The following is a 24590-nucleotide window of genomic DNA, read 5'->3' on the forward strand; positions in this document are numbered from 1 at the left end:
TCTCTGGGGTGCTCCCGCGAGAAATCAAGGGTGCGTCAGACCTTGGGGATGTGCGTCTCGATCGCGATGATGCCGGATCCGGGGTTGGTGGCAGAGAGATGCACGACCGAGAACGCCGCCGGTTCGAGGTCCGACGCACTGCTGAGATACGACCCCTGGATGGTGCCGGTGGCCAGCGCGATCTCCGAAAGCAGGCCGGGCAGCACCGGGCCGTGGCTGCACAGCACGGTCGGCTTGCCGGCGCGGATGCGGCGGCCGACGACCGATCGCAGGTCGGACTCGCCGTCCTCCCACGCGTCCTGGCTGATCTTCTCGGTCTTCACGGGCTTGCGATCGAGCGCACGCGCGAGAGGAGTGATCGTCTCGACGCAGCGCACGGCGTCACTCGTCACGATCCGGCGCACACCGAAGGCACGCAGCGGTCCGACGATCGACTTCGCCTGCTTCCGTCCGCGTTCGGTGAGTGGCCGGGAGGCATCCGACCCGTCCCACTCCGAGCGGGGCGTGGCCTTCGCATGCCGCAGCGCGATCACCGGGAAGGTGCGCAGCACGCCGTCGTCGACGAGGTTGGAGAAGAAGTCGAGGATCTCGAGGTCGACGGGGTAGCTCAGACGCGAACGCGCCTTCTTCACGCTGACCCATTCGAGCGCGGCGATCTCGCGGTTGGGGACGAACGTCGACTCCCGGATCGCGGCATCGGTGGCCTCAGCCGCCCAGTAGTGCACGACCTTCTGCTTCTGCGAGGCGAGGTGATAGCGGCTCACGCCCACCGACACTCCGAGCGAGACCCGGATGCCGGTCTCCTCGTGCACCTCCCGCACGGCCGTCTCGGCGAGCATCTCGCCGGGATCGACCTTGCCCTTGGGGAGGGTGATGTCGCGGTACTTGGTGCGGTGGATCAGCAGGATCCGCAGCTTGCCCTCCACGAGGCGCCACACGACGGCCCCCGCCGCGTACACGGCCTTGTCCGTCCACTTCGAGTTCGTCGTCGTGTCGGCGGGGAGCTGCAGCTGCCGAGTGTTCATCGAACGGCCCGTGCGCGACGGCGCCGCTGGATCAACCCCATGGTCTTATCCTGCAGGTCGATCAGTGGCTTGCCTTCCGCATCGACGGCGTGGCGCTCCCAGACGCCGCCGGCGCCGAGATGCCACGAGGTGGTTCCGGCATCCATCGCCAGGTCGAAGAAGGCCTCGAGCTCCTTGAGGTGGGCGGGGTCGGTGACGCGCACCAGGGCCTCTACACGGCGGTCGAGGTTGCGGTGCATCATGTCGGCGCTGCCGATGTACACCTGCGGGTCGCCGCCGTTCTCGAAGGCGAAGATGCGCGAGTGCTCCAGGTATCGACCGAGGATGCTGCGCACCGTGATGTTGTCGCTGATGCCGTCGAGGTCGGTACGAAGGCTGCAGATGCCACGCACCCAGACGTCGACCTTCACTCCGGCCGCACTCGCACGATAGAGCGCGTCGATGATCTCCTCGTCGACCATCGAGTTCACCTTGATGCGGATGTGCGCGGGGATCCCGGCTTCGGCATTCTTGCGTTCGGCGTCGATCTGTCGGACGAGGCCCTTGCGCAGGTGCAGGGGTGCGACCAGGAGACGCTTGAACTTCTTCTCGATCGCGTAGCCGCTGAGTTCGTTGAAGAGTCGCGTCAGGTCCTTGCCCACCTGCGCGTCGGCGGTGAACAGCCCGAAGTCCTCGTAGATGCGGCTGGTCTTCGGGTTGTAGTTGCCGGTGCCCACGTGGGAGTAGTGCTGCAGCTTGCCGTCTTCTTCGCGGATCACGAGGGCGAGCTTGCAGTGGGTCTTCAGGCCGACGAGGCCATAGACCACGTGCACGCCGGCCTTCTCGAGCTTGCGCGCCCAGACGATGTTGTTGGCCTCGTCGAAGCGGGCCTTGACCTCGACGAGGGCCAGCACCTGCTTGCCTGCTTCCGCCGCGTCGATCAGAGCCTGCACGATCGGGCTGTCGCCGGAGGTGCGGTACAGGGTCTGCTTGATGGCGAGCACGTGCGGGTCGCGCGCGGCCTGCTCGAGGAAGGCCTGCACGCTCGTGGTGAACGACTCGTACGGGTGGTGCACGAGCACATCCGACTTGCGGATCGCCTTGAAGATGTCGGCTCGAGTGCTCGATCCTGCCGGCTGGAAGGCCACGGCGGTGGTCGGCAGATGCGGCGGGTAGCGCAGGTCGGGGCGGTCGATGCGCGAAAGATCGAACAGGCCCCGCAGGTCGAGCGGCCCGGGGAGGCGATAGACCTCCAGGTCGGTGATGTCGAGTTCGCGGACCAGCAGGTCCATCGTGACGTCGTCCATGTCGTCGGTGATCTCGAGGCGGATCGGCGGCCCGAAACGTCGACGCAGGAGCTCGGCCTCGAGCGCCTGGATGAGGTTCTCGCTCTCGTCTTCCTCGATCTCGACGTCTTCGTTGCGGGTGAGGCGGAAGGCGTGGTGGTCGAGCACCTCCATGCCGGGGAACAGATCGCCCAGATGGTTGGCGATGAGCTCTTCCAGCCGCAGGAAGCGCTTGATCTCGCCGCCTCCCGGCACCTCGACGAACCGCGGGAGCATGGGCGGCACCTTGAGGCGTGCGAACTCCTGGCGACCGGTGCGGGCATTGCGGATGCGGATCGCGAGGTTCAGCGACAGGCCCGAGATGTAGGGGAACGGGTGCGCCGGGTCGACCGCGAGCGGCATGAGCACGGGGAAGACCTGAGCCTGGAAGTACTCGGAGAGCGCCGAGCGCTCGCCGTCGGTGAGCTCGGACCAGTCGGTGATCTCGACGCCGGACTCGGCCAGGGCGGGGCGTACCAGCGAGATCCAGGCATCCGCGTGGCGCAGTTGCAGCGCGTGGGCCTCGCGGGAGATGTCGGCGAGCGCGTCGACGGGGGAGCGGCCGATGTTGGTCGGCACCGCGAGACCGGTCATGATGCGACGTTTGAGGCCGGCGACGCGCACCATGAAGAACTCGTCGAGGTTGCTCGCGAAGATCGCCAGGAAGTTGGCGCGTTCGAGTTCGGGCAGTGACGGATCCTCCGCGAGCTCCAGCACACGCTGGTTGAAAGCGAGCCAGCTAAGCTCGCGATCCAGGTAGCGGTGGTCGGGGAGCAGGGAGTCGGGCGACTCGATGGCGTCGAAGTCGTCGTCTTCGGCGTCACCGAGGCCGGCGTCGGCGAGTGCGGGATCGATCATGGGGTACATCTAATCACCGTGAGGTGACGCGTGTGTGAACGGAGCCGATCGTCATCCGGCGTTGACGAGACTCTCGTCCTCGTTGACGTTGAAGCGGTAGCCGACGTTGCGCACCGTGCCGATGATCTGCTCCTGGTCGCCGAGCTTCGCCCTGAGCCTTCGCACATGCACGTCGACGGTGCGGGTGCCACCGAAGTAGTCGTAACCCCAGACCTCGCTGAGCAGCTGCTCGCGCGTGAACACGCGAGCAGGGTGGGTGGCCAGGAAATGCAGCAGCTGGAATTCCTTATAGGTGAGATCCAGGGCTCTGCCGCGCAACTTCGCCGAGTACGACTGCTCGTCGATCGTGACGCCGGACGCCTGCACCCGCGCGGGTTCGGCGACCTCGTCGCGGCGGGCCAGTGCGAGGCGGAGCCGGGCATCGATCTCGGCCGGTCCCGCGGTGGCGAGGAGGACGTCATCGATCCCCCAGTCGCCGGACAGTGCACTCATGCCGCCTTCTGTGACCACCAGCAGCAGAGGTGCGTCCTGGCCGGCCGTTCGCAGCAGGCGGCACAGCGACTTCGCGGCGACGAGGTCATGACGGCCGTCGACGATCACGACGTCGTAGTCCGGGGCGCTGACCAGTTGCGCCGGCTCCGCCGGGATCTGGCGAGCACGATGGCTCAACAACTCAAGGGCGGGCAGCACCTGCTCCGAGAGCGAAGCGTTGGTAAGTACCAGCACCTGGGCCACGCGCACTCCTCACCGACGCGGATCGACGCCGTGCCGCCATGATACCGGGAGCGGATGCGCAACAATGGTGACATGACGGATCCAGCACTCGCACCACGCAACGCGTTCGTCGGTGTGGCCGGCGTGTGGGTCGCGGCGTTCGTCGCGACCGTCGCGATCGGCATCTTCGTTCCGGAGGAATGGCGCGTTCCGTGGCTGCTGGTGGGCTTCGGGGGTGCTGTGCTGCTGTCGTTCGCGGTGCAGCTCCGGTACGGGCGCACGCAGGGCTTCATCTTCCGGGTGGCCGGCAGTGTGATCGGCGCCCTGCTGCTGATGGGGCTCGTCTCGATCGGTTTCGGCCTCGCGGCGCTGATCCCGACCTGAGTGCGGCGCGGCGCGGTAAGGTGGAGCACATGGACCTCATGGCGCTCGAAATGTTCTTCATCGGCCTGCTGGGCCTTGCGAGCCTCGCTATCGTCTTCGTCTCGGCAGTGGTGCTGCGCAACCTCTTCCGCGGCCAGCGCTGACGCGATCGTGCTCGAACTGCCCGTCGACCTTCCGGCCGATCTCGTCCCCTTCGCGTGGCTGATCGGCGTCTGGGAGGGCACCGGCGTCATCGACTATCCCGTCGGCGATGAGCGCTTGCAGGGGGAGTTCACGCACCGGGTCAGCTTCAGCCATGACGGCGGCCCCTTCCTGAACTACTCGGGCACCGCGACGTTCCTCTCCGAAGACGGAGCCCCGGCTGCGGCGCTGCTCGCCGAGACCGGCTTCTGGCGGCTCGCGCGGCCGGCGACGCAAGCGGATCCCGGTCCGGCCCTGCTCCCGGCCACCGGCCCCGCAGTCGCGCGCACGGTCGACGATGTCGAGGAGCTCCGCGCTCCGAGTGGCGGATTCCCGATCGAGGTTTCGCTCGCGCACTCCGACGGTGCCCTCGAGCTCTACATCGGCGAGATCAACGGTCCGCGCATCGATATCGGCTCCGACGCCGTCGTGCGTAGCGCCGGCGCCAAGGTGCACACGGCTTCGTCGCGCATGTACGGGCTCGTCGACGGTCACCTGCTGTGGGCGTGGGACATCGCCGCCCTCGGTACCCCGCTGCGCTCGCACGCCTCGGCGCGGCTGGCCAAGGTCTGACATGACCCGCTTCAGCCAGATCGACGGCGTCGTCTCCGACGGCGATCTGATCATGCACTTCGGCGACGCCTTCCGCGAGCAGCGACGTCTCGCCGATGGCGCAGCTCTCGCCCCCCTCGGCGACCGCACCGTGATCGAGGTCGCGGGCCCCGAGCGACTGACCTGGCTCGACTCGATCACCTCGCAGGCGGTGGGGCATCTGGCTCCCGGAGAGAGCACCGAGCTCCTGGTGCTCGACCCACAGGGCCGCGTCGAACACGCAGCCGGTGTCCTCGACGACGGTGCGTCGACCTGGCTCATCGCAGACGCCGGCGACGCCGAGGCGCTCGCCGGTTGGCTGACCCGGATGAAGTTCCGCACTCAGGCCACGGTCGGCATTCGATCAGACCTCATGCTGGTCGGTTACATCGATGGCGGGCCCGTCGCGTCGGCAGCATCCGCTGCGCCGTTCGCACCGAACGGCCTGCCCCTCGTCTGGGCCGACCCCTGGCAGCGGATCAGCGTCGGAGGACACCAGTACTCCGAGGTCGCCGAGCATCCTGCCGCTGACTTCGCGTGGCGGGTCGCGATCCTGACCGATGAAGCGGCGGATGCGCTCGCCGCTTCGCTCGATCGCGATGCGCTGGCGGGTCTGCTCGCCGCCGAGGCGCTGCGCGTGGCCGCCTGGCGCCCTCGCTGGACGACAGAGGTCGATGAGCGCTCCCTGCCGCACGAGTCCGACTGGATCCGCAGCGCGGTGCACCTGAACAAGGGGTGCTACCGCGGGCAGGAGACCGTCGCCAAGGTGCACAACCTCGGGCACCCTCCGCGCCGTCTCGCCGCGCTCCACCTCGACGGCAGCGATGCGGTCCTGCCGGAGCCCGGTGCTCCGGTCTTCGCCGGCGACGACGAGGTCGGACACCTCACCTCGGTGGCGCGTCATCATGAAGATGGTCCGATCGCCCTCGCGATCCTCTCCCGACGCGCTCCGATCGGCGACCTCGTGGTGCGCGCCGACGGCATCGACATCGCGGCATCCCAGCAGGTGATCGTGCCGGCAGATGCCGGGGCCACCGCCGACATCCCGCGCCTCACACGTCTTTCGCGGCGTCCCTCGGCGCCAGACCCGCGCAGCGCCGGCAACTGAGTTCGATCGACGGCTGAGGTCGATCGGCAGCTGAGCTCAATCGGTGCGGGGCGCGACAGCGGCCCAGGGAAGCGTGAGCTCACCCAGACGCCAGCGAGTGCGTCCGCCGAGCACCGGCCACCCCTGATCGCGAAGAGCCGCCGCTGCGGCCAGAAAGCGCTGAGTGGCACCGAACGTCGACAGCGGCGCCGCACGATCCCACTCTCGGTCGAGGTCGACCAGCAGCGCGTGGATACGCTCGCCGGCGACGTTCCGATGGATCAGCGCTTTCGGCAGGCGTTCCGCGACGATGCTCGGACGCTCGAGATCGGCGAGGCGGAGCGAGATGGTGAAGCGCAGCGGCGAGGCCTGCGCATCGACGTCGATCCAGCTCGCGACCCGACCGATCTCGTCGCAGGTCCCCTCGAACAGCAGGCCACCCGGTGCCAGCCGGGCGGCCATGCGCGACCAGGCATCCGGAACGTCGTTCTCGTCATACTGGCGCAGCACGTTCATCGCGCGGATCACCGCGGCCCGCCGCCCGTCGGGGAGCGGTACCTCGAATCCTCCGCGGGCGAACGAGACCGGAAGGTCGGAAGCGAAGGACGTTCGCCCCGCACGCACCTCGGCCAGTTGGGCGTCGGCGGTCGCGACGCGCGCCGGGTCGATCTCCAGACCGCGCACCTCGACGTCGCCGCGCACCCGTACCAGTCGTGTCGCGAGCTCGAAGGCGGTCACACCGCTCGCCCCGTATCCGAGGTCGATGACCAGGGGATCGGATGCTCGGCGCAGGGCATCGCTCGCGGCGATCCAGCGATCGTTGCGCCGCAGCCGGTTCGTCCCCGTGGTGCCGCGGGTCGGCCGACCGAGGGGAGATGACGCCATGTCTCCATCCTCCCAGCATCCGACTCTGGCTCCGTGCCCTGGGCGGATAAACTGACGGCATGACTGCGACGCGCACCCTCATCCTGCTCCGCCACGGCCGGAGCGAGTGGAACGAACTGAACCTGTTCACCGGTTGGGTGGACGTCCGCCTCAACGAGCAGGGCGAGAAGGAGGCCCGCCGTGGTGGCGAGCTGCTGGCAGAGTCCGGCATCCTGCCCGACGTGCTGCACACTTCGCTGCTGAGCCGCGCGATCCAGACGGCGAACATCGCCCTGGACGCCGCCGACCGGCTGTGGATTCCGGTGACCCGCTCCTGGCGGCTCAACGAGCGTCACTACGGTGCGCTCCAGGGCAAGGACAAGGCGCAGACGCTCGAGGAGTTCGGTCCGGAGCAGTTCCAGCTCTGGCGTCGCTCGTTCGACGTGCCGCCGCCCGTGCTCGACGACGAGAGCGAGTTCAGCCAGGTGAACGACGTCCGTTACGCGGACATCGACGGCGAGGTGCCGCGCACCGAGTCCCTCAAGCTCGTCATCGACCGCCTGCTGCCCTACTGGGAGAGTGCGATCGTTCCCGACCTCGATGCCGGCAAGACGGTCCTCGTCACGGCGCACGGCAACTCGCTGCGCGGTCTCGTGAAGCACCTCGAGGGCATCAGCGACGACGACATCGCCGAGCTCAACATCCCCACGGGCATCCCGCTGATCTACGAGCTGGATGAGAACAACGTGCCCACCGGCCCCGGCCGCTACCTCGACCCGGAGGCCGCTGCTGCCGGCGCCGCCGCAGTCGCTGCCCAGGGCAAGAAGTAGAAGCTTCCGCTCGAACGGAGAAGCCCCCGATGCGCTAGCATCGGGGGCTTCTGCATTCGTGCTGCGGGTCAGGCGTGTCCGAGCTCCTGCTGCTCGAGCTCCTGCTGCTCGACGGCGAGGGGGATGTCGTCTTCGCCGACAGCCCAGTCGCCGGTCGCGAGGTAGACGACCTTCTTGGCGACGGCCACCGCGTGGTCGGCGAAGCGCTCGTGGTAGCGGCTGGCGAGCGTGGCGTCGACGGTCGCCGTCGCCTCGCCCTTCCAGTTGTCGCTGAGCACCTTCTCGAAGACCGTGGCGTGCAGCTCGTCGACGTCGTCGTCCGCGTTGCGGATCGCGTCGGCGTAGCGCAGGTCCTGGGTCCGCAGCAGCTCGGAGAGCGTGCGAGCCACCTCGACGTCGAGCTCGCCCATCTTCACGAAGGTGCCCTTGAGCCCCTTCGGGATGGCGCGCTCGGGGAAGCGGAGACGGGCGAGCTGGGCGATGTGCTCCGACATGTCGCCCATGCGCTCCAGCGACGCGCTGACGCGCAGCGCTGAGACGACGATGCGCAGGTCGCGGGCTACCGGCTGCTGGCGGGCGAGGATCTCGATGGCCTGCTCGTCGAGTGCGACGGCCAGTTCGTCGATCTTCGCGTCGTCGGCGATGACCTCTTCGGCCAGGGCGACGTCGCTGGTCGCGAAAGCTCTGGTCGCCTTGTCGATCGAGACCGTGACGAGGTCTGCGATCTCGACGAGGCGGGACTGCAGGTCCTCGAGGGACTGGTGGAAGACTTCGCGCATGTTGGGGCGCAACCTTTCATTCGGATCTCGGCTGTGTCAGCACGAGACGGCGGGTCGTCCGCACGAGAGCAGGTCTGTGCTCCCGCACAAGCCCGAAGCGATTGTCTGCTTCGAAGGTTAACGAACGGTGCCCAGCACGTGAATAGTACTTCTCCCGTTGCCGCCAGGGCGCGGAAACCCGCCGGACAGACGGTGAACGCACTCTACGCTTAGGTTATGACCTTGCCGCAGCTCGCGCTGTCTTCGCTCGCCATCGGGCTGGTGATCGGCGTCGGCCTGTCCCTGCTGGTGGTGTGGGCGTATCGGGCGAGGGCACGCGTGCAGGAAGAGACCTCGCTGGCGATTCCGGCCGGTATCACCGATGTCCTTCGCAGCATGGATGACGCAGCCGCGATCGTCGACACCTCCGGTCAGGTGCTGGCAGCATCGCAGGCCGCCACCCGCTTCGGAATCGAGGTCGGCTCGACTCTCGACAACCCGGAGCTGCGCCAACTCGTGCGTGGGGTCAGGGAAGCCGGCGGTTCCGTCACCGAATCGATGCGCATCACCCGTGGTGGGCTGAGCCTCGACCCGCGTCTGGTCTCAGCCAGGGCGAGCGTGATCGGCGCCCGGTTGGTGCTGCTGATCATCCGCGACGTCACCGAGCAGGAGCGCCTCGACCAGATGCGGCGGGACTTCGTGGCGAACACGAGTCACGAGCTGAAGACCCCGGTCGGGGCGGTGAGTCTTCTCGCCGAAGCCATCGAGTCCGCCGCCGACGACCCAGCCCAGGTTCGCATCTTCGCGGCGCGCATCTCTGCGGAGGCCGGGCGGCTCGGACAGCTCACCGGTCGCATCATGAGTCTGTCGCGGCTCCAGGCAGAGGACGGCCTGACCAAGGTCGGTCCCGTCTCGATCGACGAGGTCATCGCCTCGTCCATCGAAGCCCATGTCGTGCAGGCCGATTCCGCGGGCGTCGAGCTCGCCAGGGGCGGTGACCGCGGTGTCTGGGTGCGCGGAGACGCGCAGATCCTGATCGAGGCGGTCGGCAACCTCATCGCCAACGCGATCGTGTACTCGTCCAAGGGGTCCCGCGTCGGAGTCGGTGTGCGAGCGGAGGACGGCGTCGTCGAGATCGCGGTGTCCGACCAGGGCATCGGCATCGCAGAGGCCGACCGTGAGCGCATCTTCGAGAGGTTCTACCGGGCCGACGAGGCCCGTTCCCGACGCACGGGGGGCACGGGACTCGGGCTTTCGATCGTCAAGCACGCCACCCAGCGTCATGGTGGCGAGGTGCGGCTGTGGTCCCGTCCTGGGCGCGGCTCTACGTTCACGATCCGGCTTCCTCGGATCGATGCCCCTGACAACGTCGACACGGGCAAGAAGAGCAAGAAGAAGCGTGTGCGCAAGGCGGCCAAGGCCGCAGCCTCTGCACGCGTTCGAAACGGAGAGAGAGCATGACCCGTATCCTTCTCGTCGAAGACGAGCCCGACCTCGCCGATCCCCTCGCGTACCTGCTGCGCCGCGAGGGGTACGAGGTGGAGATCGCCGAAGACGGCCCTGGGGCGCTCGCAGCGTTCCGGGAGCGCGGCGCCGACATCGTGCTGCTCGACCTGATGCTGCCGGGGATGCCGGGCACCGAGGTGTGCCGGCAGATCCGTTCGACCTCGGCGGTGCCGATCATCATGCTCACGGCCAAGGACTCCGAGGTGGACATCGTCGTGGGGCTCGAGCTCGGGGCCGACGATTACATCACGAAGCCGTATTCGTCGCGTGAGCTGCTCGCCCGCATGCGCGCTGTGCTGCGCCGAGTCGTGCAGGCTGACAGCGAGCTCGACGAGCGCGTGCTCGACGGCGGACGCGTGTCACTCGACATCGACCGGCACACGGTTTCGGTCGCCGGGGACCAGATCAACATGCCGCTGAAGGAATTCGAGCTGCTCGAGGTCCTGATGCGCAACTCCGGGCGAGTCCTCACCCGTGGTCAGCTCATCGACCGGGTCTGGGGGAGCGACTACTTCGGTGACACGAAGACGCTCGACGTCCACATCAAGCGCATCCGCTCGCGCATCGAGGAGAACCCGAGCGAGCCGGTGATGCTCGTCACCGTGCGCGGTCTGGGATACCGCTTCGAGGGCTGACGCACGGTCCGAACACGGAAGAGGCCGGCACCCCGCGGGGTGCCGGCCTCTTCTCGGTGGTGCGGTGTGGTGTCAGTTCGAGGGGGCCGGGGCGGCCGTGTCGGTCGGCAGCGGCGTCGGCCGGGGCGTTTCGACCTTCTCGGAAGGAACCAGGTCGGCGTAGTAGGGGAGCGATCCGTCGAGGACGGGAACCTCGCTCTTGACCCCGGTGGAGTCGCCCGACTGGAAGTGGATCTCGACGGTCGCGCCCGGCTTGGTGTCGAGGCCGACGATGCGCAGCGGCTCCTCGTCGGCGCCCAGGCTGACCCTGCCCTCCGCGGGGACGGTGACGGCGAACGGCTCGAGGCCCTCGACCGTGATCGTCAGAGTCGCCTTCTCGTCGGTGGGGTTCACGATCGCCGCGATGAAGTTGCCGACGGAGCCGTCTTCGTTGGCGATGACGAGGGCGTTGCGAACGTCGATCGGACCGTCTGCATCAGAGATGTTCACGCCGTCAGAGGCGGCGTACTCGATCTTCGTCGACTGCGGGGTGATGAACGTGCACCCGGTGGCGCCGAGCAGAACGAGGGCGCTGAGGGCTGCAGACGCAACAAGGCGCGATTTCACGGGTCCTCCTGAGGTCCGGCGGGATATCCGCATCCATTCTATGGGTAAGTCGTGACGGCGCCCGTGGCCCGAGGAGCGCGAACCTTAGCGCATCCCCCCTGTGGTATCCTTGAGGTTGCCGAAAGGACACGTTTTTATGCTTTTTGAGGTTGGCGAGACCGTCGTCTATCCCCACCATGGCGCTGCGACCATCATCGAGGTCAAGGAGCGCATCATCAAGGGTGAGGCGAAGAAATACCTGAAGCTCAATGTCACTCAGGGCGACCTGATCATCGAGGTTCCCGCAGAGAATGTCGACTTGGTCGGCGTTCGTGATGTCATCGGCAAAGAGGGCCTCGACAATGTGTTCGAGGTGCTGCGAGCCCCCTTCACGGAAGAGCCGACGAACTGGTCGCGCCGGTACAAGGCGAACCTCGAGAAGCTCGCCTCCGGCGATGTGATCAAGGTGAGCGAGGTCGTCCGCGACCTGTGGCGTCGCGATCAGGACCGCGGCCTCTCCGCTGGTGAGAAGCGGATGCTCGCGAAGGCTCGTCAGATCCTGATCTCCGAGCTCGCGCTCGCTGAGAAGACCGACGAGGACAAGGCGGGCGCAATGCTCGACGAGGTCCTCGCTTCCTGAGTTCTTTCACGACGAAAGGCGGGTGCTTCGGCATCCGCCTTTCGTCGTCTTCGCCGGTAACGTGATGCTGTGACCATCCTCCCCGTCCCGCACACAGCGATCATCGTCGTGGCCGCAGGCTCCGGCACCCGCCTGGCAGCCGGTGCTCCGAAGGCCTTCGTCGGCATCGACGCCCGCTCCGTCCTTCGCCATGCGCTCGACGGCGTGTTCGCCGCTGCCCCGGCCCAGGTCGTCGTCGTCGCGCCGGCAGGCCTCGAGGGAGATGCCGAGACCGAGCTGCGTGCGGCGGCAGGTGACCGAGTCGATCTCGGCCGTGTGGTGACCGGCGGCGCGACCAGGCAGCAGTCGGTGGCCGCAGGGCTCGCAGCGCTTTGGGGTGACGTCGAGACGGTCCTCGTCCATGATGCCGCCCGTGCGCTCACGCCTCCGTCGCAGATCGATGCCGTAGCTGTTGCCGTGACGACGCAGACCGGCGTCATCCCCGCGCTCCCCGTCGTCGACACACTCAAGAAGGTGGCCGACGGCGCTGTGATCGACGCCGTCGACCGCTCGGTGCTCGCCGCGGCCCAGACACCGCAGGGCTTTCCTCGGCCACTGCTCGAAGCCGCGTACGCCACGGCCTTGGCCAGCGGGACCGAATACACCGATGACGCGGCTCTGTTCGCAGCAGCCGGCCATCCCGTGCGGCATATCGCCGGCTCGGAGCGGGCCTTCAAGATCACGACTCCGGCAGACCTCGAGCGCGCCAGAAATCTGCTCGCCCCATCCGCCCACCGTGTCGGCATCCCGCGGGTGGGCATCGGCACCGACGTCCACGCGTTCGGGGGCGAGGGAAACCTCTGGCTCGCCGGACTCGAATGGCCGGGGGAGCAGCCGCTGTCGGGCCACTCGGACGGGGATGCGGTCGCTCACGCGATCGTCGATGCTCTGCTGGGGGCCGCGGGGCTCGGCGATATCGGAGAGCATTTCGGTACTGCTCATCCCGAGTATGCGGGTGCGCACGCCGACGTCTTCCTCGCTCGTACCCGTGAGCTGCTCACCGACGCCGGGTTCGAGATCGGGAACGTGTCGGTGCAGCTACAGGGCAACCGTCCGCGGTTCAGCCCTCGGCGCGCGGAGGCAGAGGCGGCACTGTCGGCGGTCCTCGCCGCCCCTGTATCCGTGACGGCGACGACGACGGATGGGCTCGGTTTCCCCGGTCGGGGAGAGGGCATCGCGGTGACAGCGGTCGCGTCGGTGGTGCCGCGTGATCGGGAATCGTCACCAGAGGGCGGGCGCTCAGCAGTCGCCGAGTAGGCTTGAGCGGTGACACTCCGCCTCTACGACACCCGCGCTGCTTCGCTGCGCGACTTCGTGCCTCTCGATCCCGAGAACATCACGATGTACGTGTGTGGACCCACGGTGCAGTCCGGCCCCCACATCGGGCACGTCAGGGCCGCCCTGAGCTTCGACCTGCTGCGCCGATGGTTGGAGCACCGCTACGGTCGTGTCACCTTCGTGCGCAACGTCACGGACATCGACGACAAGGTGCTCGCCAACGCGACGGAATCCGAGCCGTGGTGGGCGCTCGCCTACCGGATGGAGCAGGAATTCACCGCGGCGTACGCCGGGGTCGGCATCCTCGCACCGACGTACGAACCCCGAGCCACGGCATCGGTCCCGCAGATGCAGGAACTCATCGCGCTGCTGATCGAGCGTGGTCACGCGTACCCCGCGCCCGACGCGTCAGGCGACGTCTACTTCGACGTGCGCTCCTGGTCCGAGTACGGATCGCTCACCCATCAGTCGCTCGATGCCATGGAGGCGGCGGAGGACGCCGACCCCCGAGGCAAGCGCAACCCGCAGGACTTCGCTCTCTGGAAGGGTGCCAAGCCCGAGGAGCCGGCCGATGCGACCTGGGCGTCGCCTTGGGGTGCCGGGCGTCCTGGATGGCACATCGAGTGCTCCGCCATGTCGAAGCGCTATCTCGGCGCCGAGTTCGACATCCACGGCGGTGGGCTCGATCTGCGCTTCCCGCACCACGAGAACGAGCTCGCGCAGTCGACCGCGGCTGGCGACGGATTCGCCCGATACTGGGTACACAACGGGCTGGTGACCGTCGACGGGCAGAAGATGTCGAAGTCGCTCGGCAACTTCACCCTCGCTGTCGATGTGCTCTCCGCGCACGATCCGCTGGTGGTCCGCTACGCGCTCGCCGCCGCACACTACCGCTCCAGCCTCGACCTCGGCGAATCGTCGTGGACGGAGGCGGAGGCTGCGCTCGGGCGCATCGGCACGTTCATCGCCCGAGTTCGCCGCTCGCTCCCCGGCGCGCCGGATGAGGCACGGATCGGCGAGATCCCCGAGGCGTTCGCGGTCGCGATGGATGACGACCTCGGTGTACCGCAGGCGCTCGCCGTGCTGCACGAGACGGTGCGACGCGGGAACACCGCGATCGACACCGGAGCAGACGAGGAGGCCTGGGATGCATTCGTCCAGGTGGATGCGATGATCCGTCTCCTCGGGTTCGACGACCTCATGTCCAGTGGGGGAGACCTCGCTGAGCACCGGACTCTGGACGCCCTCGTCCAGACGATGATCACCCAGCGCGCTCAGGCACGCGCTGACAAGGACTGGGCGGCGGCGGATCGCATCCGAGACGCGATCGCCGCCGCAGGAATCACGCTGGAGGACACTCCGGCCGGAACTCATTGGAGTATCGATGGCTAAGCCACAGCGCCCCGGCGCGAACAAGGGAAACAAGAAGGGCCCGACCAAGGGCACCGGCGGACTCGGGCGCAAGGCGCTCGAAGGCCGTGGACCGACGCCGAAGGCGGAGGACCGCGCCTGGCACCCGGCAGGCAAGCGCAAGGCCGCTGCCGAGCGTTACGCGGCGTCCGGCGGCAAGGGGCGTCCCGGCGGCAGCCGTCCGGGATCCGGCGGTGGTTCGAACCGAGCGCCCAAGGCCAAGGCCGGGGACGACACCGAGAACGTCACGGGTCGCAACTCCGTGCTCGAGGCATTGCGGGCGAAGATCCCCGCGACGGCGTTCTACATCGCGCAGCGCGTCGAGATGGATGACCGTGTGAAGGAGATGCTCGCGATCGCCACGAATCGCGGCATCCCCGTGATGGAGGTCACCCGTCCGGAGCTCGACCGCATGGCCGGCTTCGACGGCGTGCATCAGGGTGTCGCGATCAAGGTACCGCCGTACGAGTACGCGCACCCGCAGGATCTGCTCGAGCAGGTCATCGACCGTGGCGAGGTGCCGCTGTTCGTGGCGCTCGACGGGATCACCGACCCCCGCAACCTGGGCGCGATCATCCGCTCCACCGCGGCGTTCGGCGGCCACGGCATCATCCTTCCCCAGCGTCGCTCTGCAGGTGTCAACTCCGCCGCCTGGAAGACCAGCGCCGGAGCCGTCGCCCGCACCCCCGTGGCGCTGGCGACCAACCTCACCACGCAGCTCAAGGAGTTCAAGAAGCAGGGCGTGTTCGTGCTCGGCCTCGATGGCGACGGCGATGTGTCGCTTCCCGAGCTGCAGCTGGCCGATCGTCCCGTCGTGATCGTGGTCGGCTCTGAGGGCAAGGGCCTGTCTCGTCTGGTCTCCGAGACCTGCGACCAGATCGTCTCGATTCCGATCTCTGCGGCCACCGAGTCGCTGAACGCCGGCATCGCGACTTCTGTCGCGCTCTACCAGGTCGCGTCGCTCCGCGCCGCGAAGAAGTAGCACACGGAGAGAAGGCAGACCATGGCTCGCATCATCGTGCTCGGAGGGACGGGCTACGCCGGACGCCACATCGTCGCGGAGGCGGTGAGCCGAGATCATGCGGTGATCGCGATCTCGCGTTCGGCGCCGACCGATCCGGTGGCGGGAGCCGCGTACCTGCAGGGCTCTGCTCTCGACCTCGCGCCGCTCGCGGAAGCGTTCGTCGGGACGGATGCCGTGGTCTCAGCCCTCTCGCCGCGTGGTGACATGGAGGACCGGGCGCTCGAAGCGCTGTCGAACGTCGTCGAGCAGATCGCCGGCACGGCCACACGCCTGGGCGTCGTCGGCGGAGCCGGCGGCAGCCTGGTGGCTCCCGGCGGACCGCGCTTGTTCGACCAGGGCTTCCCCGAGGAATACAAGCACGAGGCGCAGGTCGGTATCGACTCCCTCGCGCTCCTCGAGGCCACGGATGCCGGCGTCGACTGGTTCTTCATCCACCCCGCCGAGGTGTTCGGTCCCTGGGCCGAAGGTGAGCGTACCGGGCACTACCGCGACGGTGGCGACGTGATCGTTCGCGATGCGGATGGGAAGTCGTACATCTCGGGCGCGGACTTCGCCGTCGCCGTGGTCGACGAGATCGAGCAGGGCAACCATCACCGCGAACGGTTCACCGTCGGTTACTGACGCCTTCCCGATCCCGACCTGTCGGAGCGGTCAGACCAGATCGCGCCAGTCGACGTCGTCGTCATCGTCCGCCACCGGTGTCATGCCGGTGATCACCGGCAGGCTCATGGTCTCGGTCGGCGGTCCCATGATGGTCGCCTCGTCGCGCCGGTGCCGCAGCACCTCGTTGATGTAGCTCGTCAGCACCTCGGCGAGCGGGATCGATCGCCCTTCGGCCTGCGACAGGTACCAGCGGTGCTCCAGCACCTGGTGGAACACCTCAGCCGGCTCGAGCTTGGCGCGCAGCTCGTAGGGGATCGCACGCACGACGGGCTCGAACACGCGTGTCAGCCACTCGTGTGCGTACATCTCCTCGTCCGCCCACTGCTTCGTGGAGCGTGCGCGAAACTCGTCGAGATCGTTCAGCAGGCGCCGCGCCTGGTTCTCTTCGACGTCGAGGCCCGTGAGGCGGATGAGGCGCCGCTGGTGGTGTCCGGCGTCCACGACCTTGGGCTGGATCTCGACGACGGTGCCGTCTGCGGTGGTCGACATCGACATCTCGTCGATGTCGAACCCGAGGGCGTTCAGGCGCTCGACCCGTTCGGTGATGCGCCACGTCTCGGCGGCGGAGAACGATTCCTGCGCGGTGAGCTCTGCCCACAGCGACCGGTAGGACGACACGATGCCATCGGCGATCGCGACGGCATCCACTCCGTGCTCGAGTCGTCCTCCCGCGGCGAGGTCCATGATCTCGCCGGCGATGTTCGTACGGGCGAGATCCAGGTCGTAGGCACGCTGGCCGTCGGTCAGGCCCTCCTCATGCAGCTCGCCGGTCTCGGCATCGACCAGGTAGGCGGCGAAGGCGCCGGCATCACGACGGAACAGGGTGTTCGACAGCGAGACGTCGCCCCAGTAGAAGCCGACGTTGTGCAGGCGCACCAGCAGCAGGGCGAGTGCGTCGACGAGGCGGTTCGCGGTGTCCGGTCGCAGGACGCGCGTGAACAGGGCGCGGTACGGCATCGAGAAGCGCAGGTGCGAGGTGACCAGCGCGGCAGGAAGGGCTTCGCCGTGGGCATCCGTGCGACCGGCGATCACAGCGACCCGGTCGACGCAGGGCACGTCGAGGCGCGTGAGGTTGCCGAGCATGTCGTACTCACGCTGCGCCATCTCCGCGGTGGTCTCTTTGACGGCGACGACGCGTCCGGAGAGATCCGCGAAACGCACGAGGTGGCGTGAGAGACCCTTGGGGAGCGAGACGATGTGCTCGGAGGGCCACTTCGCGAGGGTCGTGGACCAAGGCAGGGAGAGCAGTCCCGGATCGATCTTGCTGGCGGTGATCCGCAGAGAATCCTGCATGATGCTCCCTGGTTGTGTGGAAGGCGAAAAAGAGAAGCGGCGCAGGCGACCGAAGTCAGCCTGCGCCGCGTCTGTGGATCCGATCAGGCGGAGACGATCGGCTTGTCGTTCAGACGCTCGCCGGACTCGACGTCGAACGCGTGTACGTGACCGGCGTTCGCGGCCAGAGTGACCGTCTCGCCCGCGTTCGGGTGGCTGCGACCGTCGACACGTGCGACCAGGTCGGCGCGCTTGCCGTTGATCTCGGTGTGACCGTACAGGTAGCCGTCGGCGCCGAGTTCCTCGACGAGGTCGACCGTCACCGAGAGACCCTTGCCGTCGGCGGGGCCGACGGAGATGTCTTCGGGGCGGACGCCGACCATGACCTGCGAGCCGGTCGCGCGGCCGACGGTGTCGCGGTCGAGTGGCACGACCTCGGTGCCGAACTGCACTCCGCCGTCAGCCAGGTCAGCGGCGAACAGGTTCATGGCGGGGGAGCCGATGAAGCCGGCGACGAACAGGTTGTTCGGCTTCTCGTACAGGTCGCGCGGCGAGCCGACCTGCTGGAGCAGACCGTCCTTGAGGACCGCGATGCGGTCGCCCATGGTCAGAGCCTCGGTCTGGTCGTGGGTGACGTAGACCGTGGTGACGCCGAGGCGACGCTGCAGCGAAGCGATCTGCGTACGGGTCTGGACGCGGAGCTTGGCGTCGAGGTTCGACAGCGGCTCGTCCATGAGGAACACCTGCGGCTGACGGACGATCGCGCGGCCCATCGCGACACGCTGACGCTGTCCGCCCGAGAGTGCCTTCGGCTTGCGGGTCAGGTAGTCCTCGAGGTCGAGGAGCTTGGCGGCCTCGAGCACGCGGGTGGCGCGCTCTTCCTTGCCGACGCCGGCGATCTTGAGCGCGAAGCCCATGTTCTCGGCGACGGTCATGTGCGGGTACAGCGCGTAGTTCTGGAAGACCATCGCGATGTCGCGGTCCTTCGGCGGGACGTCGGTCACGTCGCGGTCGCCGATGAGGATGCGGCCGGCGTTGACCTCTTCGAGGCCGGCGAGCATGCGGAGGGACGTGGACTTGCCGCAACCGGAGGGGCCGACGAGGACGAGGAACTCGCCGTCACCGACCTCGAGGTTCAGCTTGTCGACGGCCGGACGAGTTCCACCGGGGTAGAGGCGGGTGGCGTCGTCGAAAGTCACAGATGCCATTTTTGTTTCTCCTTCACCGGCAGGTACGTGCCGGACGATCCGTAGTGATGAAGCGGTGAGATGAGTCACCGTGACCCGTCATTGGGTCGGAATCAGTATGACATGAACAGCGGTACCTGGGTATTTCTCAGCCTCAATGGCTAGCATCGAACTCGGCCGCGCGCAGCGGCGATCGTCGCCAAGCGGCGGTAGGGGCCAACCCGGACCCCCGAAGACTCACAAGAGGAACGATGTCGAGCGACGAAACGCCGAACGTCCCCACGCCTCGCAATTCTCGCGAGGTCGTACGGGAGAAGGCTCAGAAAGTGCACGCCCAGCAGTCGAGGGCGCGTCTCATGCGACGGATCATCATCGGTGCTGTCGCGATCGTCGCCGTGGGGGCGATCGGCACTGCGGTGACCCTTGCCGTGTCGGCGCAGGTGTCGAAGCCGAAGCTCACCCCCACCGGGATGGAGTCGGACGGCGTCGTCGTGACCGACATCACCGCCGTCGCAGGACCCGACGAGGTTCCGGCGACACCTTCGGCGGAGCCGACCGATGCGGGTGCCACGACGGAGCCGACGCCCGAGGCGACCGCCTCTGAGAAGGTCGACATCCATGTCTACGTCGACTATCTCTCGCCGGACGCAGGAAAGTTCGAGCGGGCCAACGCCCGTCAGTTCGCCGGTTGGATCAGCGAGGGCGCTGTCACGGTCAGCTACCACCCCGTCGCGCTGCTCACTGCGAGCTCGAACGGCACCAAGTACTCGCTGCGGTCCGCCGCGGCCGCCGCCTGTGTCGCGACTCACTCGCCCGCGCAGTTCTATGCGTTCAACCACGATCTGCTGAACGACCAGCCCGAGGTCGGCAGTGACGGGCTCTCCGACGAGGAGCTGGCGAACCTCGCCGGCGCCGTCGGCACCGACAACACCAAGGCCGTCCGTTCGTGCATCGAGAACGGTGACTTCGTCAGCTGGGCGAAGGAAGCCACCACGCGCGCCCTGGACGGTCCGCTCGCCGGTTCCAAGGATCTGGTGCTCAACACGGCGCCCATGATCGTCGCGAACGGCGAAGCCTATGTCGGTGCTCTCGACGATCCCGCCGAGTTCTCGCAGTTCGTGCTCAGTGTGGCGAGTGACGCATCGCGCGCGACGCCCACACCGACGCCGACGGCGTCCTCCACGCCTACCCCGTAAGTCGAAACGGGGTCGATGTCATCGCTAAGCTGATGGGTGGCATCCGCCGACTTGGCGCAATTGGTAGCGCACCGTACTTGTAATACGGGGGTTACGGGTTCGAGTCCCGTAGTCGGCTCTTCAATCCCTTGCGAGAGCAGAGGATCGCGGAGTGGCTCTTCAGAGACTCCTGCCCGTATCCGCCGCTCGCAGAACTCAGTCCGCTTCGTCGTCCTGCGGAGTGTCGAGCACCTCGTCGATGAGGCTGATGCCGCCCGTCGAGCTCGCCGAGTGCATGAGGTCCTGAATCCACTTCGGGTTCAGCTGGGGCGCTTCGGGCTCGTCGAAGGTGAAGCGGAGCGGGATCGACGGGTGTAACCAGATCGTCGAACGTCCGGGATTGTCGCCTTCGGGGTGACGCCACGACAGAGTGAAGCTCTCATTGCGTCGGAGCTTCGTGGCGATGACCACTTTCAGGTGCGCGAGCGCGCGGTCTTCGATGTGGATCTCTTCGCCGTTGCCGTACTGGATCGTTCCCATATCTGAACGATAGCCGCGACCGGTGGTGCTTCATCGCTGCGGTGGCGCGGGTCCGGATCAAGCGGATTCCAGAGTATCGCTATAGATGGTGATATGTTACTTGCAACGACGTTTTCCTGGTGGGTCTGCGGATTCGCACCGGGTCGATGACTGCGCAGGTGGCCGACTCCCCGCCGCGGCCACCTGCGCTTGCCTTGTGAAACGGGGAGTCCGGTACAGCCGCGGAGGTCGCGTGATGAGCAGTACGTCGGATGTCGAGACGATCGCACCGGAGTGGCAGCACGGCCACCTGAATTCGGACAAGCTCTCGAGAGCCGCGTACGAGCAAGAGAAGCGGCTCCTGCAGATCGAGCTCCTCAAGCTCCAAGCCCACATCAAGCGGTCATCCGAGCGGGTGCTCATCCTGTTCGAAGGACGGGACGCCGCGGGCAAAGGTGGCGCGATCAAGCGCTTCATGGAGCACCTCAATCCTCGAGGGGCACGAGTCGTCGCGCTCGACAAGCCGACTGATGCCGAGCGGACTCAGTGGTACTTCCAGCGGTATGTCGCACATCTTCCATCCGGGGGCGAAATCGTCCTGATGGATCGCTCCTGGTACAACCGCGCGGGAGTCGAGCACGTCATGGGGTACTGCTCCTGCGTCGAGTACGAGGAGTTCATGCAGACCGCACCGGAGTTCGAGCGGATGCTCGTCGGTTCGGGGATCCGCCTCATCAAGCTGTGGTTCTCGGTCGGCGAGGCGGAACAAAGACGCCGCTTCACACGCCGTGGCGAGGATCCCGTCAAGCAGTGGAAGCTCAGCCCGACCGATCTGGCGAGCGTCGATCGGTGGGATGACTACACCGCGGCGAAGGAGGCGATGTTCCTCCATACCGACACGCCCGCCCTTCCGTGGATCGTCATCAAGTCGGACGACAAGAAGCGTGCGCGGCTCGAAGCCATGAGATGCGTTCTCGCGCGCTTCGACTACCCGGGCAAAGACCCTCTGATCGCTCACGATCCAGACACGCGTCTCGTCGGCCGCCCCTCGCAGATCTACGACGAGGGCGAGGCGCCGAACTAGCGCGGGCTGCCGCAACACGGCGTCATGCGGGAATGCCCGAGGCGTCGTCCGCGGTTGTTCTCGACATGACTCGTATCGGCACCAGTGATCTTGACGTCCTCCCGCTCTCTCTCGGCGGCAACGTGTTCGGTTGGACAGCCGACCGCGACGCCTCTTTCGCCGTCCTAGACTCCTTCGTGGACGGTGGCGGCGACTTCATCGACACCGCGGACTCGTACAGCTCCTGGGCGCCCGGGAACGAAGGCGGCGAGAGCGAGACGATCGTCGGGGAATGGCTGGCATCGCGCAAGCCCTCCGGCGTCGTCGTCGCGACCAAGGTGAGCCAGCACCCGCAGTTCCGCGGGCTGGCAGCCTCCAACGTGCGAAAGGCCGCCGAGGCCTCACTGGGACGCTTGGGCGTCGATGAGATCGACCTCTACTACGCACACTTCGACGACGAGACGGTCCCGCTGGAGGAGACGGTCGCCGCGTTCGGGCAGCTCGTCGACGACGGTCTGGTGCGACACATCGCCGTGTCGAACTACTCCGCCGACCGCATCCGGGAGTGGATCGAGATCGCGCGTCGCACGGGTGCGGCGCTGCCGGTGGCGGTGCAGCCGCATTACAACCTCGTGCACCGCAACGAGGTCGAGGACACGATCATTCCGGTGGCGGAGGAGTTCGAGCTCGGACTCGTCCCGTACTACTCCCTGGCCAGTGGCTTCCTGACCGGCAAGTACCGGTCGACGGATGCCGGCGGGCAGAACTCACCGCGGGCTCAAGGTGCGGCGAAGTACGCGACGGAAGCCGGGCTGCAGATCATCGACGCACTCGAGGAGATCGGCGATGCGCATGGCGCTTCCATCGCTGCGACCTCGATCGCCTGGCTTCGCGCGCAGCCGACCGTCGTCGCGCCGATCGCGAGCGCACGGACGGTCGAGCAGGTGCCCGACCTCCTCGCCGGCGCTCGCCTGGAGCTTTCGGGCGAAGAGGTGCAGCGACTCAACCGCGTCTCGGAGTGGACGCCCGCGCGCGCATGACGCCGCAGGACTAGTCGCCGACCAGTCCGAGCCGGTGGGCCAGGATGACCGCGTGGATCCGGTCGCGTGCGCCGAGTTTCGACAGCACGCGACCCACGTGGGTCTTCACCGTGGACTCGCCGACGTAGAGCGTCTGGGCGATCTCGGCGTTGGTGAGGCCGCGGCCGATCGCCAGGAACACGTCGCGCTCACGCTCGGTGAGGGATGCGAGTGCGGCACTCTCCGCGGGAGCCGGAACGGCGGCGGGAGCTCCGAACTGGGGCGTCACGTGCTCGAGCAGCATCCTGGTGATCCGAGGGGACAGCGCCGCGTCGCCGCGATGCACAGCCCGGACGGCGGAGATCATCTCGTGGCGCTGCGCATCTTTCAGCAGGAATCCGCTCGCGCCTGCGCGGATCGCACCGAACGCGTACTCGTCGAGGTCGAAGGTGGTCAGAACGAGCACCTTGGTCTGTGGCTGGTCGCGGACGATCGCTTCGGTGGCGGCGATGCCGTCGAGTTCGGGCATCCGGATGTCCATCAACACCAGGTCGGGAGCGAGCCTCGCGCTCTGCGCGATCGCATCCTTCCCGTCGCCGGCCTCGCCGACCACTTCGATGTCGTCCTCCGCTTCGAGAACCATCCGGAAGCCGACGCGGATCAGCTCCTGATCGTCTACCAGGAGCACCCTGATCGCCTGTGTCATCCGTCGTCCTCCGTCGTCTCAGCCTGAATAGCGGGCGCGCTCCCCGACGCGGGCAGCACCGCCCGCAGAACCCATCGTCCTCCATCGGCGGGCGCGGATCGCACCGTGCCGTTCACGTGGAGGGCGCGTTCGGAGAGCCCACGCACTCCGAACCCGTCGGATCCGACCTCGCCGGTGACACCGTCGTTCACGATCTCGATCGTCACCGTGGTGTCGGTGTACTCCACGCGCACGGTGATCGCCTTGGCGGACGCATGGCGCATGGCGTTGGTCACGCCTTCCTGCACGATGCGTCCGATCGCATGAGCGACGGCGGGGGAGACCTCTGCCTGTCCGATGACCGTGAGCGTCGCCGGGTAGCCGGCGCGCTGCGCAGCTTCGATCGTGTCGCGCGGAGGCACCGGCTGCATCGGTGCCAGGGGGAGGGGCGACTCGTCGTCCCTCAGCACCCCGAGCATCGATCTCATCTCGGTGAGGGCGGACCTGGCAGTATCGGCGACCGACGTCGATGCCTTGCGTGCCTGCTCGCGATCCGGGGTGGCCGCTGCGCCCTCGGACAGGGCGACGATCACAGTGAGCGAGTGCGAGACGATGTCGTGCATCTCTCGAGCGATGCGGGCTCGTTCCGATGCGGCAGCGAGCTGTGCCTGCTGGTCGCGCTCGATCAGCAACTGGCGCGATCGATCGATGATGGCGAGGAGGTAGCGCTTGCGGTCGCCGATGTTGACTCCGACGAGTGTGCCGATCAGACCGAGCGCGACGTAGCCGAGTGCGGTGTCGAGACCGACCTGCAGCACAGTCGTGCCGCTCAGCATGAGCAGTGTCGTGAGGCCGAGGAACCATGCGGCGCCGATCCCGTAGCAGATCCACGCGGCGCGGGCTGACCTGTAGACCGCGATGCCGTAGCAGGCGACGAGCAGGAGGACGATGCCGCCCGACATGCCGGTGAACAGTCCGACGGTTCCCAGGACGACTGCCGCGATGAAGGGCCCGAGCGGTGCCCGCCGGCGCCACAGCAGTGTGCTGCAGCCGATCGCGACCATGGTGAGGGTGGCGATGTTGAGTGCGATGTAGGTGGGTTCGGGGAGCGACGTGAGGGGATACGGCGCTGCCGGAGCGAGGGAGAGGAAGAGGCAGATCACCGTGAGCAGGACATCGGCGAAAAGGGGGTGCCGAGCCCAGAACCTTCGGAACAGGCCCGGCGCACGCGGAAGCCGCAGCTCCTCGTCCTCACGGATCGAGTCGCTGCGGCTTCGAGTTCTGCTCACAGGCCG

At 67.4% G+C, this 24590-nt stretch carries 25 protein-coding genes and 1 tRNA gene; 15 read left to right on the top strand and 11 right to left on the bottom strand.

Annotated elements, in window-relative coordinates:
- Window positions 1–35 precede the first annotated feature (35 nt).
- The 3 genes from ACIQTX_RS07220 to ACIQTX_RS07230 are packed head-to-tail and all read right to left on the bottom strand — an operon-like array spanning window position 36 to window position 3922.
- The gene (locus ACIQTX_RS07220; protein ID WP_105528048.1) at window positions 36–1025 is read right to left on the bottom strand and encodes an NUDIX hydrolase; all 990 of its coding nucleotides are present in this window, start codon (window positions 1023–1025) and stop codon (window positions 36–38) included.
- Entirely contained in the window at window positions 1022–3187 is a 2166-nt protein-coding gene (locus ACIQTX_RS07225; protein ID WP_105528074.1) for an RNA degradosome polyphosphate kinase, read from the bottom strand. Before ACIQTX_RS07225 ends, ACIQTX_RS07220 begins: the two co-directional genes overlap by 4 nt.
- Window positions 3188–3238: 51 nt before the next feature.
- Window positions 3239–3922, bottom strand: a complete 684-nt coding sequence (locus ACIQTX_RS07230) for a response regulator transcription factor (protein ID WP_028503349.1) — start codon at window positions 3920–3922, stop codon at window positions 3239–3241.
- A gap of 72 nt (window positions 3923–3994) precedes the next feature.
- Between ACIQTX_RS07230 and ACIQTX_RS07235 the strand changes: the two genes are divergently transcribed.
- The 3 genes from ACIQTX_RS07235 (at window position 3995) to ACIQTX_RS07245 (ending at window position 6164) form a co-directional block, all read left to right on the top strand.
- Window positions 3995–4285 carry a hypothetical protein gene (locus ACIQTX_RS07235; protein WP_028503348.1) on the top strand — a complete coding sequence of 97 codons (291 nt, stop codon included), beginning with the start codon at window positions 3995–3997 and terminating at the stop codon, window positions 4283–4285.
- A 150-nt stretch (window positions 4286–4435) separates the two neighbouring features.
- Window positions 4436–5038, top strand: coding sequence for an FABP family protein (locus ACIQTX_RS07240; protein ID WP_028503346.1), 603 nt, complete (start codon window positions 4436–4438; stop codon window positions 5036–5038).
- A gap of 1 nt (window position 5039) precedes the next feature.
- Window positions 5040–6164 carry a YgfZ/GcvT domain-containing protein gene (locus ACIQTX_RS07245; RefSeq protein ID WP_402970642.1) on the top strand — a complete coding sequence of 375 codons (1125 nt, stop codon included), beginning with the start codon at window positions 5040–5042 and terminating at the stop codon, window positions 6162–6164.
- A gap of 36 nt (window positions 6165–6200) precedes the next feature.
- On the opposite strand, the gene ACIQTX_RS07250 is transcribed toward ACIQTX_RS07245, so the two are convergent.
- Complete coding sequence (locus tag ACIQTX_RS07250; protein WP_402970645.1) at window positions 6201–7028, bottom strand: class I SAM-dependent methyltransferase; 828 nt, start codon at window positions 7026–7028, stop codon at window positions 6201–6203.
- A 59-nt stretch (window positions 7029–7087) separates the two neighbouring features.
- On the opposite strand from ACIQTX_RS07250, the gene ACIQTX_RS07255 reads away from it, so the two are divergent.
- Window positions 7088–7837 carry a phosphoglyceromutase gene (locus ACIQTX_RS07255; RefSeq protein WP_028503343.1) on the top strand — a complete coding sequence of 250 codons (750 nt, stop codon included), beginning with the start codon at window positions 7088–7090 and terminating at the stop codon, window positions 7835–7837.
- A 68-nt stretch (window positions 7838–7905) separates the two neighbouring features.
- Here the strand turns inward: ACIQTX_RS07255 and phoU are convergent, their stop codons facing one another.
- On the bottom strand, window positions 7906–8616 hold the full coding sequence (gene phoU / locus ACIQTX_RS07260) for a phosphate signaling complex protein PhoU (protein WP_028503342.1): 711 nt from the start codon (window positions 8614–8616) through the stop codon (window positions 7906–7908).
- A gap of 216 nt (window positions 8617–8832) precedes the next feature.
- On the opposite strand from phoU, the gene ACIQTX_RS07265 reads away from it, so the two are divergent.
- Together ACIQTX_RS07265 and ACIQTX_RS07270 are read left to right on the top strand one after the other, a co-directional pair.
- On the top strand, window positions 8833–10056 hold the full coding sequence (locus ACIQTX_RS07265; protein ID WP_105528052.1) for a cell wall metabolism sensor histidine kinase WalK: 1224 nt from the start codon (window positions 8833–8835) through the stop codon (window positions 10054–10056).
- A complete protein-coding gene (locus tag ACIQTX_RS07270; RefSeq protein ID WP_028503340.1) occupies window positions 10053–10736 on the top strand; it encodes a response regulator transcription factor in 684 nt (227 codons plus the stop codon). The genes ACIQTX_RS07265 and ACIQTX_RS07270 overlap by 4 nt, the downstream gene beginning before the upstream one ends.
- Window positions 10737–10808: 72 nt before the next feature.
- On the opposite strand, the gene ACIQTX_RS07275 is transcribed toward ACIQTX_RS07270, so the two are convergent.
- Entirely contained in the window at window positions 10809–11342 is a 534-nt protein-coding gene (locus ACIQTX_RS07275; RefSeq protein ID WP_105528053.1) for a DNA modification methylase, read from the bottom strand.
- Window positions 11343–11478: 136 nt separating this feature from the next.
- Here ACIQTX_RS07275 and ACIQTX_RS07280 point away from each other — a divergent pair, with 136 nt between their 5' ends.
- The 5 genes from ACIQTX_RS07280 (at window position 11479) to ACIQTX_RS07300 (ending at window position 16333) form a co-directional block, all read left to right on the top strand.
- Window positions 11479–11961 carry a CarD family transcriptional regulator gene (locus tag ACIQTX_RS07280; protein WP_028503338.1) on the top strand — a complete coding sequence of 161 codons (483 nt, stop codon included), beginning with the start codon at window positions 11479–11481 and terminating at the stop codon, window positions 11959–11961.
- Between the two features lie 69 nt (window positions 11962–12030).
- On the top strand, window positions 12031–13257 hold the full coding sequence (ispD, locus tag ACIQTX_RS07285; protein ID WP_402970651.1) for a 2-C-methyl-D-erythritol 4-phosphate cytidylyltransferase: 1227 nt from the start codon (window positions 12031–12033) through the stop codon (window positions 13255–13257).
- A gap of 9 nt (window positions 13258–13266) precedes the next feature.
- Entirely contained in the window at window positions 13267–14670 is a 1404-nt protein-coding gene (gene cysS, locus ACIQTX_RS07290) for a cysteine--tRNA ligase (RefSeq protein WP_402970654.1), read from the top strand.
- The gene (rlmB, locus tag ACIQTX_RS07295) at window positions 14663–15670 is read left to right on the top strand and encodes a 23S rRNA (guanosine(2251)-2'-O)-methyltransferase RlmB (protein WP_402970657.1); all 1008 of its coding nucleotides are present in this window, start codon (window positions 14663–14665) and stop codon (window positions 15668–15670) included. Before cysS ends, rlmB begins: the two co-directional genes overlap by 8 nt.
- Before the next feature lie 21 nt (window positions 15671–15691).
- On the top strand, window positions 15692–16333 hold the full coding sequence (locus ACIQTX_RS07300) for an NAD(P)-dependent oxidoreductase (RefSeq protein ID WP_402970659.1): 642 nt from the start codon (window positions 15692–15694) through the stop codon (window positions 16331–16333).
- Window positions 16334–16363: 30 nt separating this feature from the next.
- Here the strand turns inward: ACIQTX_RS07300 and ACIQTX_RS07305 are convergent, their stop codons facing one another.
- Window positions 16364–17668, bottom strand: coding sequence for a DUF4032 domain-containing protein (locus ACIQTX_RS07305; protein ID WP_402970662.1), 1305 nt, complete (start codon window positions 17666–17668; stop codon window positions 16364–16366).
- 83 nt (window positions 17669–17751) lie between these two features.
- A complete protein-coding gene (locus tag ACIQTX_RS07310) occupies window positions 17752–18855 on the bottom strand; it encodes an ABC transporter ATP-binding protein (RefSeq protein WP_028503333.1) in 1104 nt (367 codons plus the stop codon).
- Window positions 18856–19085: 230 nt separating this feature from the next.
- Between ACIQTX_RS07310 and ACIQTX_RS07315 the strand changes: the two genes are divergently transcribed.
- Together ACIQTX_RS07315 and ACIQTX_RS07320 are read left to right on the top strand one after the other, a co-directional pair.
- Entirely contained in the window at window positions 19086–20030 is a 945-nt protein-coding gene (locus ACIQTX_RS07315) for a DsbA family protein (RefSeq protein WP_402970665.1), read from the top strand.
- A 45-nt stretch (window positions 20031–20075) separates the two neighbouring features.
- Window positions 20076–20148, top strand: a tRNA-Thr gene (locus tag ACIQTX_RS07320).
- 77 nt (window positions 20149–20225) lie between these two features.
- On the opposite strand, the gene ACIQTX_RS07325 is transcribed toward ACIQTX_RS07320, so the two are convergent.
- Window positions 20226–20549, bottom strand: coding sequence for a hypothetical protein (locus ACIQTX_RS07325; protein WP_402970668.1), 324 nt, complete (start codon window positions 20547–20549; stop codon window positions 20226–20228).
- Window positions 20550–20784: 235 nt separating this feature from the next.
- Between ACIQTX_RS07325 and ppk2 the strand changes: the two genes are divergently transcribed.
- Window positions 20785–21612 carry a polyphosphate kinase 2 gene (gene ppk2, locus ACIQTX_RS07330; RefSeq protein WP_402970671.1) on the top strand — a complete coding sequence of 276 codons (828 nt, stop codon included), beginning with the start codon at window positions 20785–20787 and terminating at the stop codon, window positions 21610–21612.
- A 65-nt stretch (window positions 21613–21677) separates the two neighbouring features.
- Complete coding sequence (locus tag ACIQTX_RS07335; protein WP_402970674.1) at window positions 21678–22631, top strand: aldo/keto reductase; 954 nt, start codon at window positions 21678–21680, stop codon at window positions 22629–22631.
- Between the two features lie 10 nt (window positions 22632–22641).
- Here ACIQTX_RS07335 and ACIQTX_RS07340 read toward each other — a convergent pair whose 3' ends face one another.
- Both ACIQTX_RS07340 and ACIQTX_RS07345 read right to left on the bottom strand, forming a co-directional pair.
- The gene (locus ACIQTX_RS07340; RefSeq protein ID WP_402970677.1) at window positions 22642–23316 is read right to left on the bottom strand and encodes a response regulator; all 675 of its coding nucleotides are present in this window, start codon (window positions 23314–23316) and stop codon (window positions 22642–22644) included.
- Window positions 23313–24584 (bottom strand): sensor histidine kinase, encoded by a 1272-nt coding sequence (locus tag ACIQTX_RS07345; protein ID WP_402970680.1) that lies wholly within the window; start codon window positions 24582–24584, stop codon window positions 23313–23315. Before ACIQTX_RS07345 ends, ACIQTX_RS07340 begins: the two co-directional genes overlap by 4 nt.
- Window positions 24585–24590 lie beyond the last annotated feature (6 nt).

It is taken from the genome of Microbacterium sp. NPDC090281 (genome assembly GCF_044769635.1).
Lineage (GTDB): Bacteria > Actinomycetota > Actinomycetes > Actinomycetales > Microbacteriaceae > Microbacterium.

Bases quoted from the DNA above. Each gene is read 5' to 3' on its own strand.
- phoU (WP_028503342.1), bottom strand. From the start codon at position 8,616: ATGCGCGAAGTCTTCCACCAGTCCCTCGAGGACCTGCAGTCCCGCCTC.
- ACIQTX_RS07315 (WP_402970665.1), top strand. From the start codon at position 19,086: ATGTCGAGCGACGAAACGCCGAACGTCCCCACGCCTCGCAATTCTCGC.
- ACIQTX_RS07325 (WP_402970668.1), bottom strand. From the start codon at position 20,549: ATGGGAACGATCCAGTACGGCAACGGCGAAGAGATCCACATCGAAGAC.
- ACIQTX_RS07300 (WP_402970659.1), top strand. From the start codon at position 15,692: ATGGCTCGCATCATCGTGCTCGGAGGGACGGGCTACGCCGGACGCCAC.
- ACIQTX_RS07270 (WP_028503340.1), top strand. From the start codon at position 10,053: ATGACCCGTATCCTTCTCGTCGAAGACGAGCCCGACCTCGCCGATCCC.
- ACIQTX_RS07250 (WP_402970645.1), bottom strand. From the start codon at position 7,028: ATGGCGTCATCTCCCCTCGGTCGGCCGACCCGCGGCACCACGGGGACG.
- rlmB (WP_402970657.1), top strand. From the start codon at position 14,663: ATGGCTAAGCCACAGCGCCCCGGCGCGAACAAGGGAAACAAGAAGGGC.
- ACIQTX_RS07340 (WP_402970677.1), bottom strand. From the start codon at position 23,316: ATGACACAGGCGATCAGGGTGCTCCTGGTAGACGATCAGGAGCTGATC.
- ACIQTX_RS07305 (WP_402970662.1), bottom strand. From the start codon at position 17,668: ATGCAGGATTCTCTGCGGATCACCGCCAGCAAGATCGATCCGGGACTG.
- ACIQTX_RS07220 (WP_105528048.1), bottom strand. From the start codon at position 1,025: ATGAACACTCGGCAGCTGCAGCTCCCCGCCGACACGACGACGAACTCG.
- ppk2 (WP_402970671.1), top strand. From the start codon at position 20,785: ATGAGCAGTACGTCGGATGTCGAGACGATCGCACCGGAGTGGCAGCAC.
- ACIQTX_RS07265 (WP_105528052.1), top strand. From the start codon at position 8,833: ATGACCTTGCCGCAGCTCGCGCTGTCTTCGCTCGCCATCGGGCTGGTG.
- ACIQTX_RS07310 (WP_028503333.1), bottom strand. From the start codon at position 18,855: ATGGCATCTGTGACTTTCGACGACGCCACCCGCCTCTACCCCGGTGGA.
- ACIQTX_RS07225 (WP_105528074.1), bottom strand. From the start codon at position 3,187: ATGATCGATCCCGCACTCGCCGACGCCGGCCTCGGTGACGCCGAAGAC.
- ACIQTX_RS07245 (WP_402970642.1), top strand. From the start codon at position 5,040: ATGACCCGCTTCAGCCAGATCGACGGCGTCGTCTCCGACGGCGATCTG.
- ACIQTX_RS07255 (WP_028503343.1), top strand. From the start codon at position 7,088: ATGACTGCGACGCGCACCCTCATCCTGCTCCGCCACGGCCGGAGCGAG.
- ACIQTX_RS07235 (WP_028503348.1), top strand. From the start codon at position 3,995: ATGACGGATCCAGCACTCGCACCACGCAACGCGTTCGTCGGTGTGGCC.
- ACIQTX_RS07280 (WP_028503338.1), top strand. From the start codon at position 11,479: ATGCTTTTTGAGGTTGGCGAGACCGTCGTCTATCCCCACCATGGCGCT.
- ACIQTX_RS07335 (WP_402970674.1), top strand. From the start codon at position 21,678: ATGACTCGTATCGGCACCAGTGATCTTGACGTCCTCCCGCTCTCTCTC.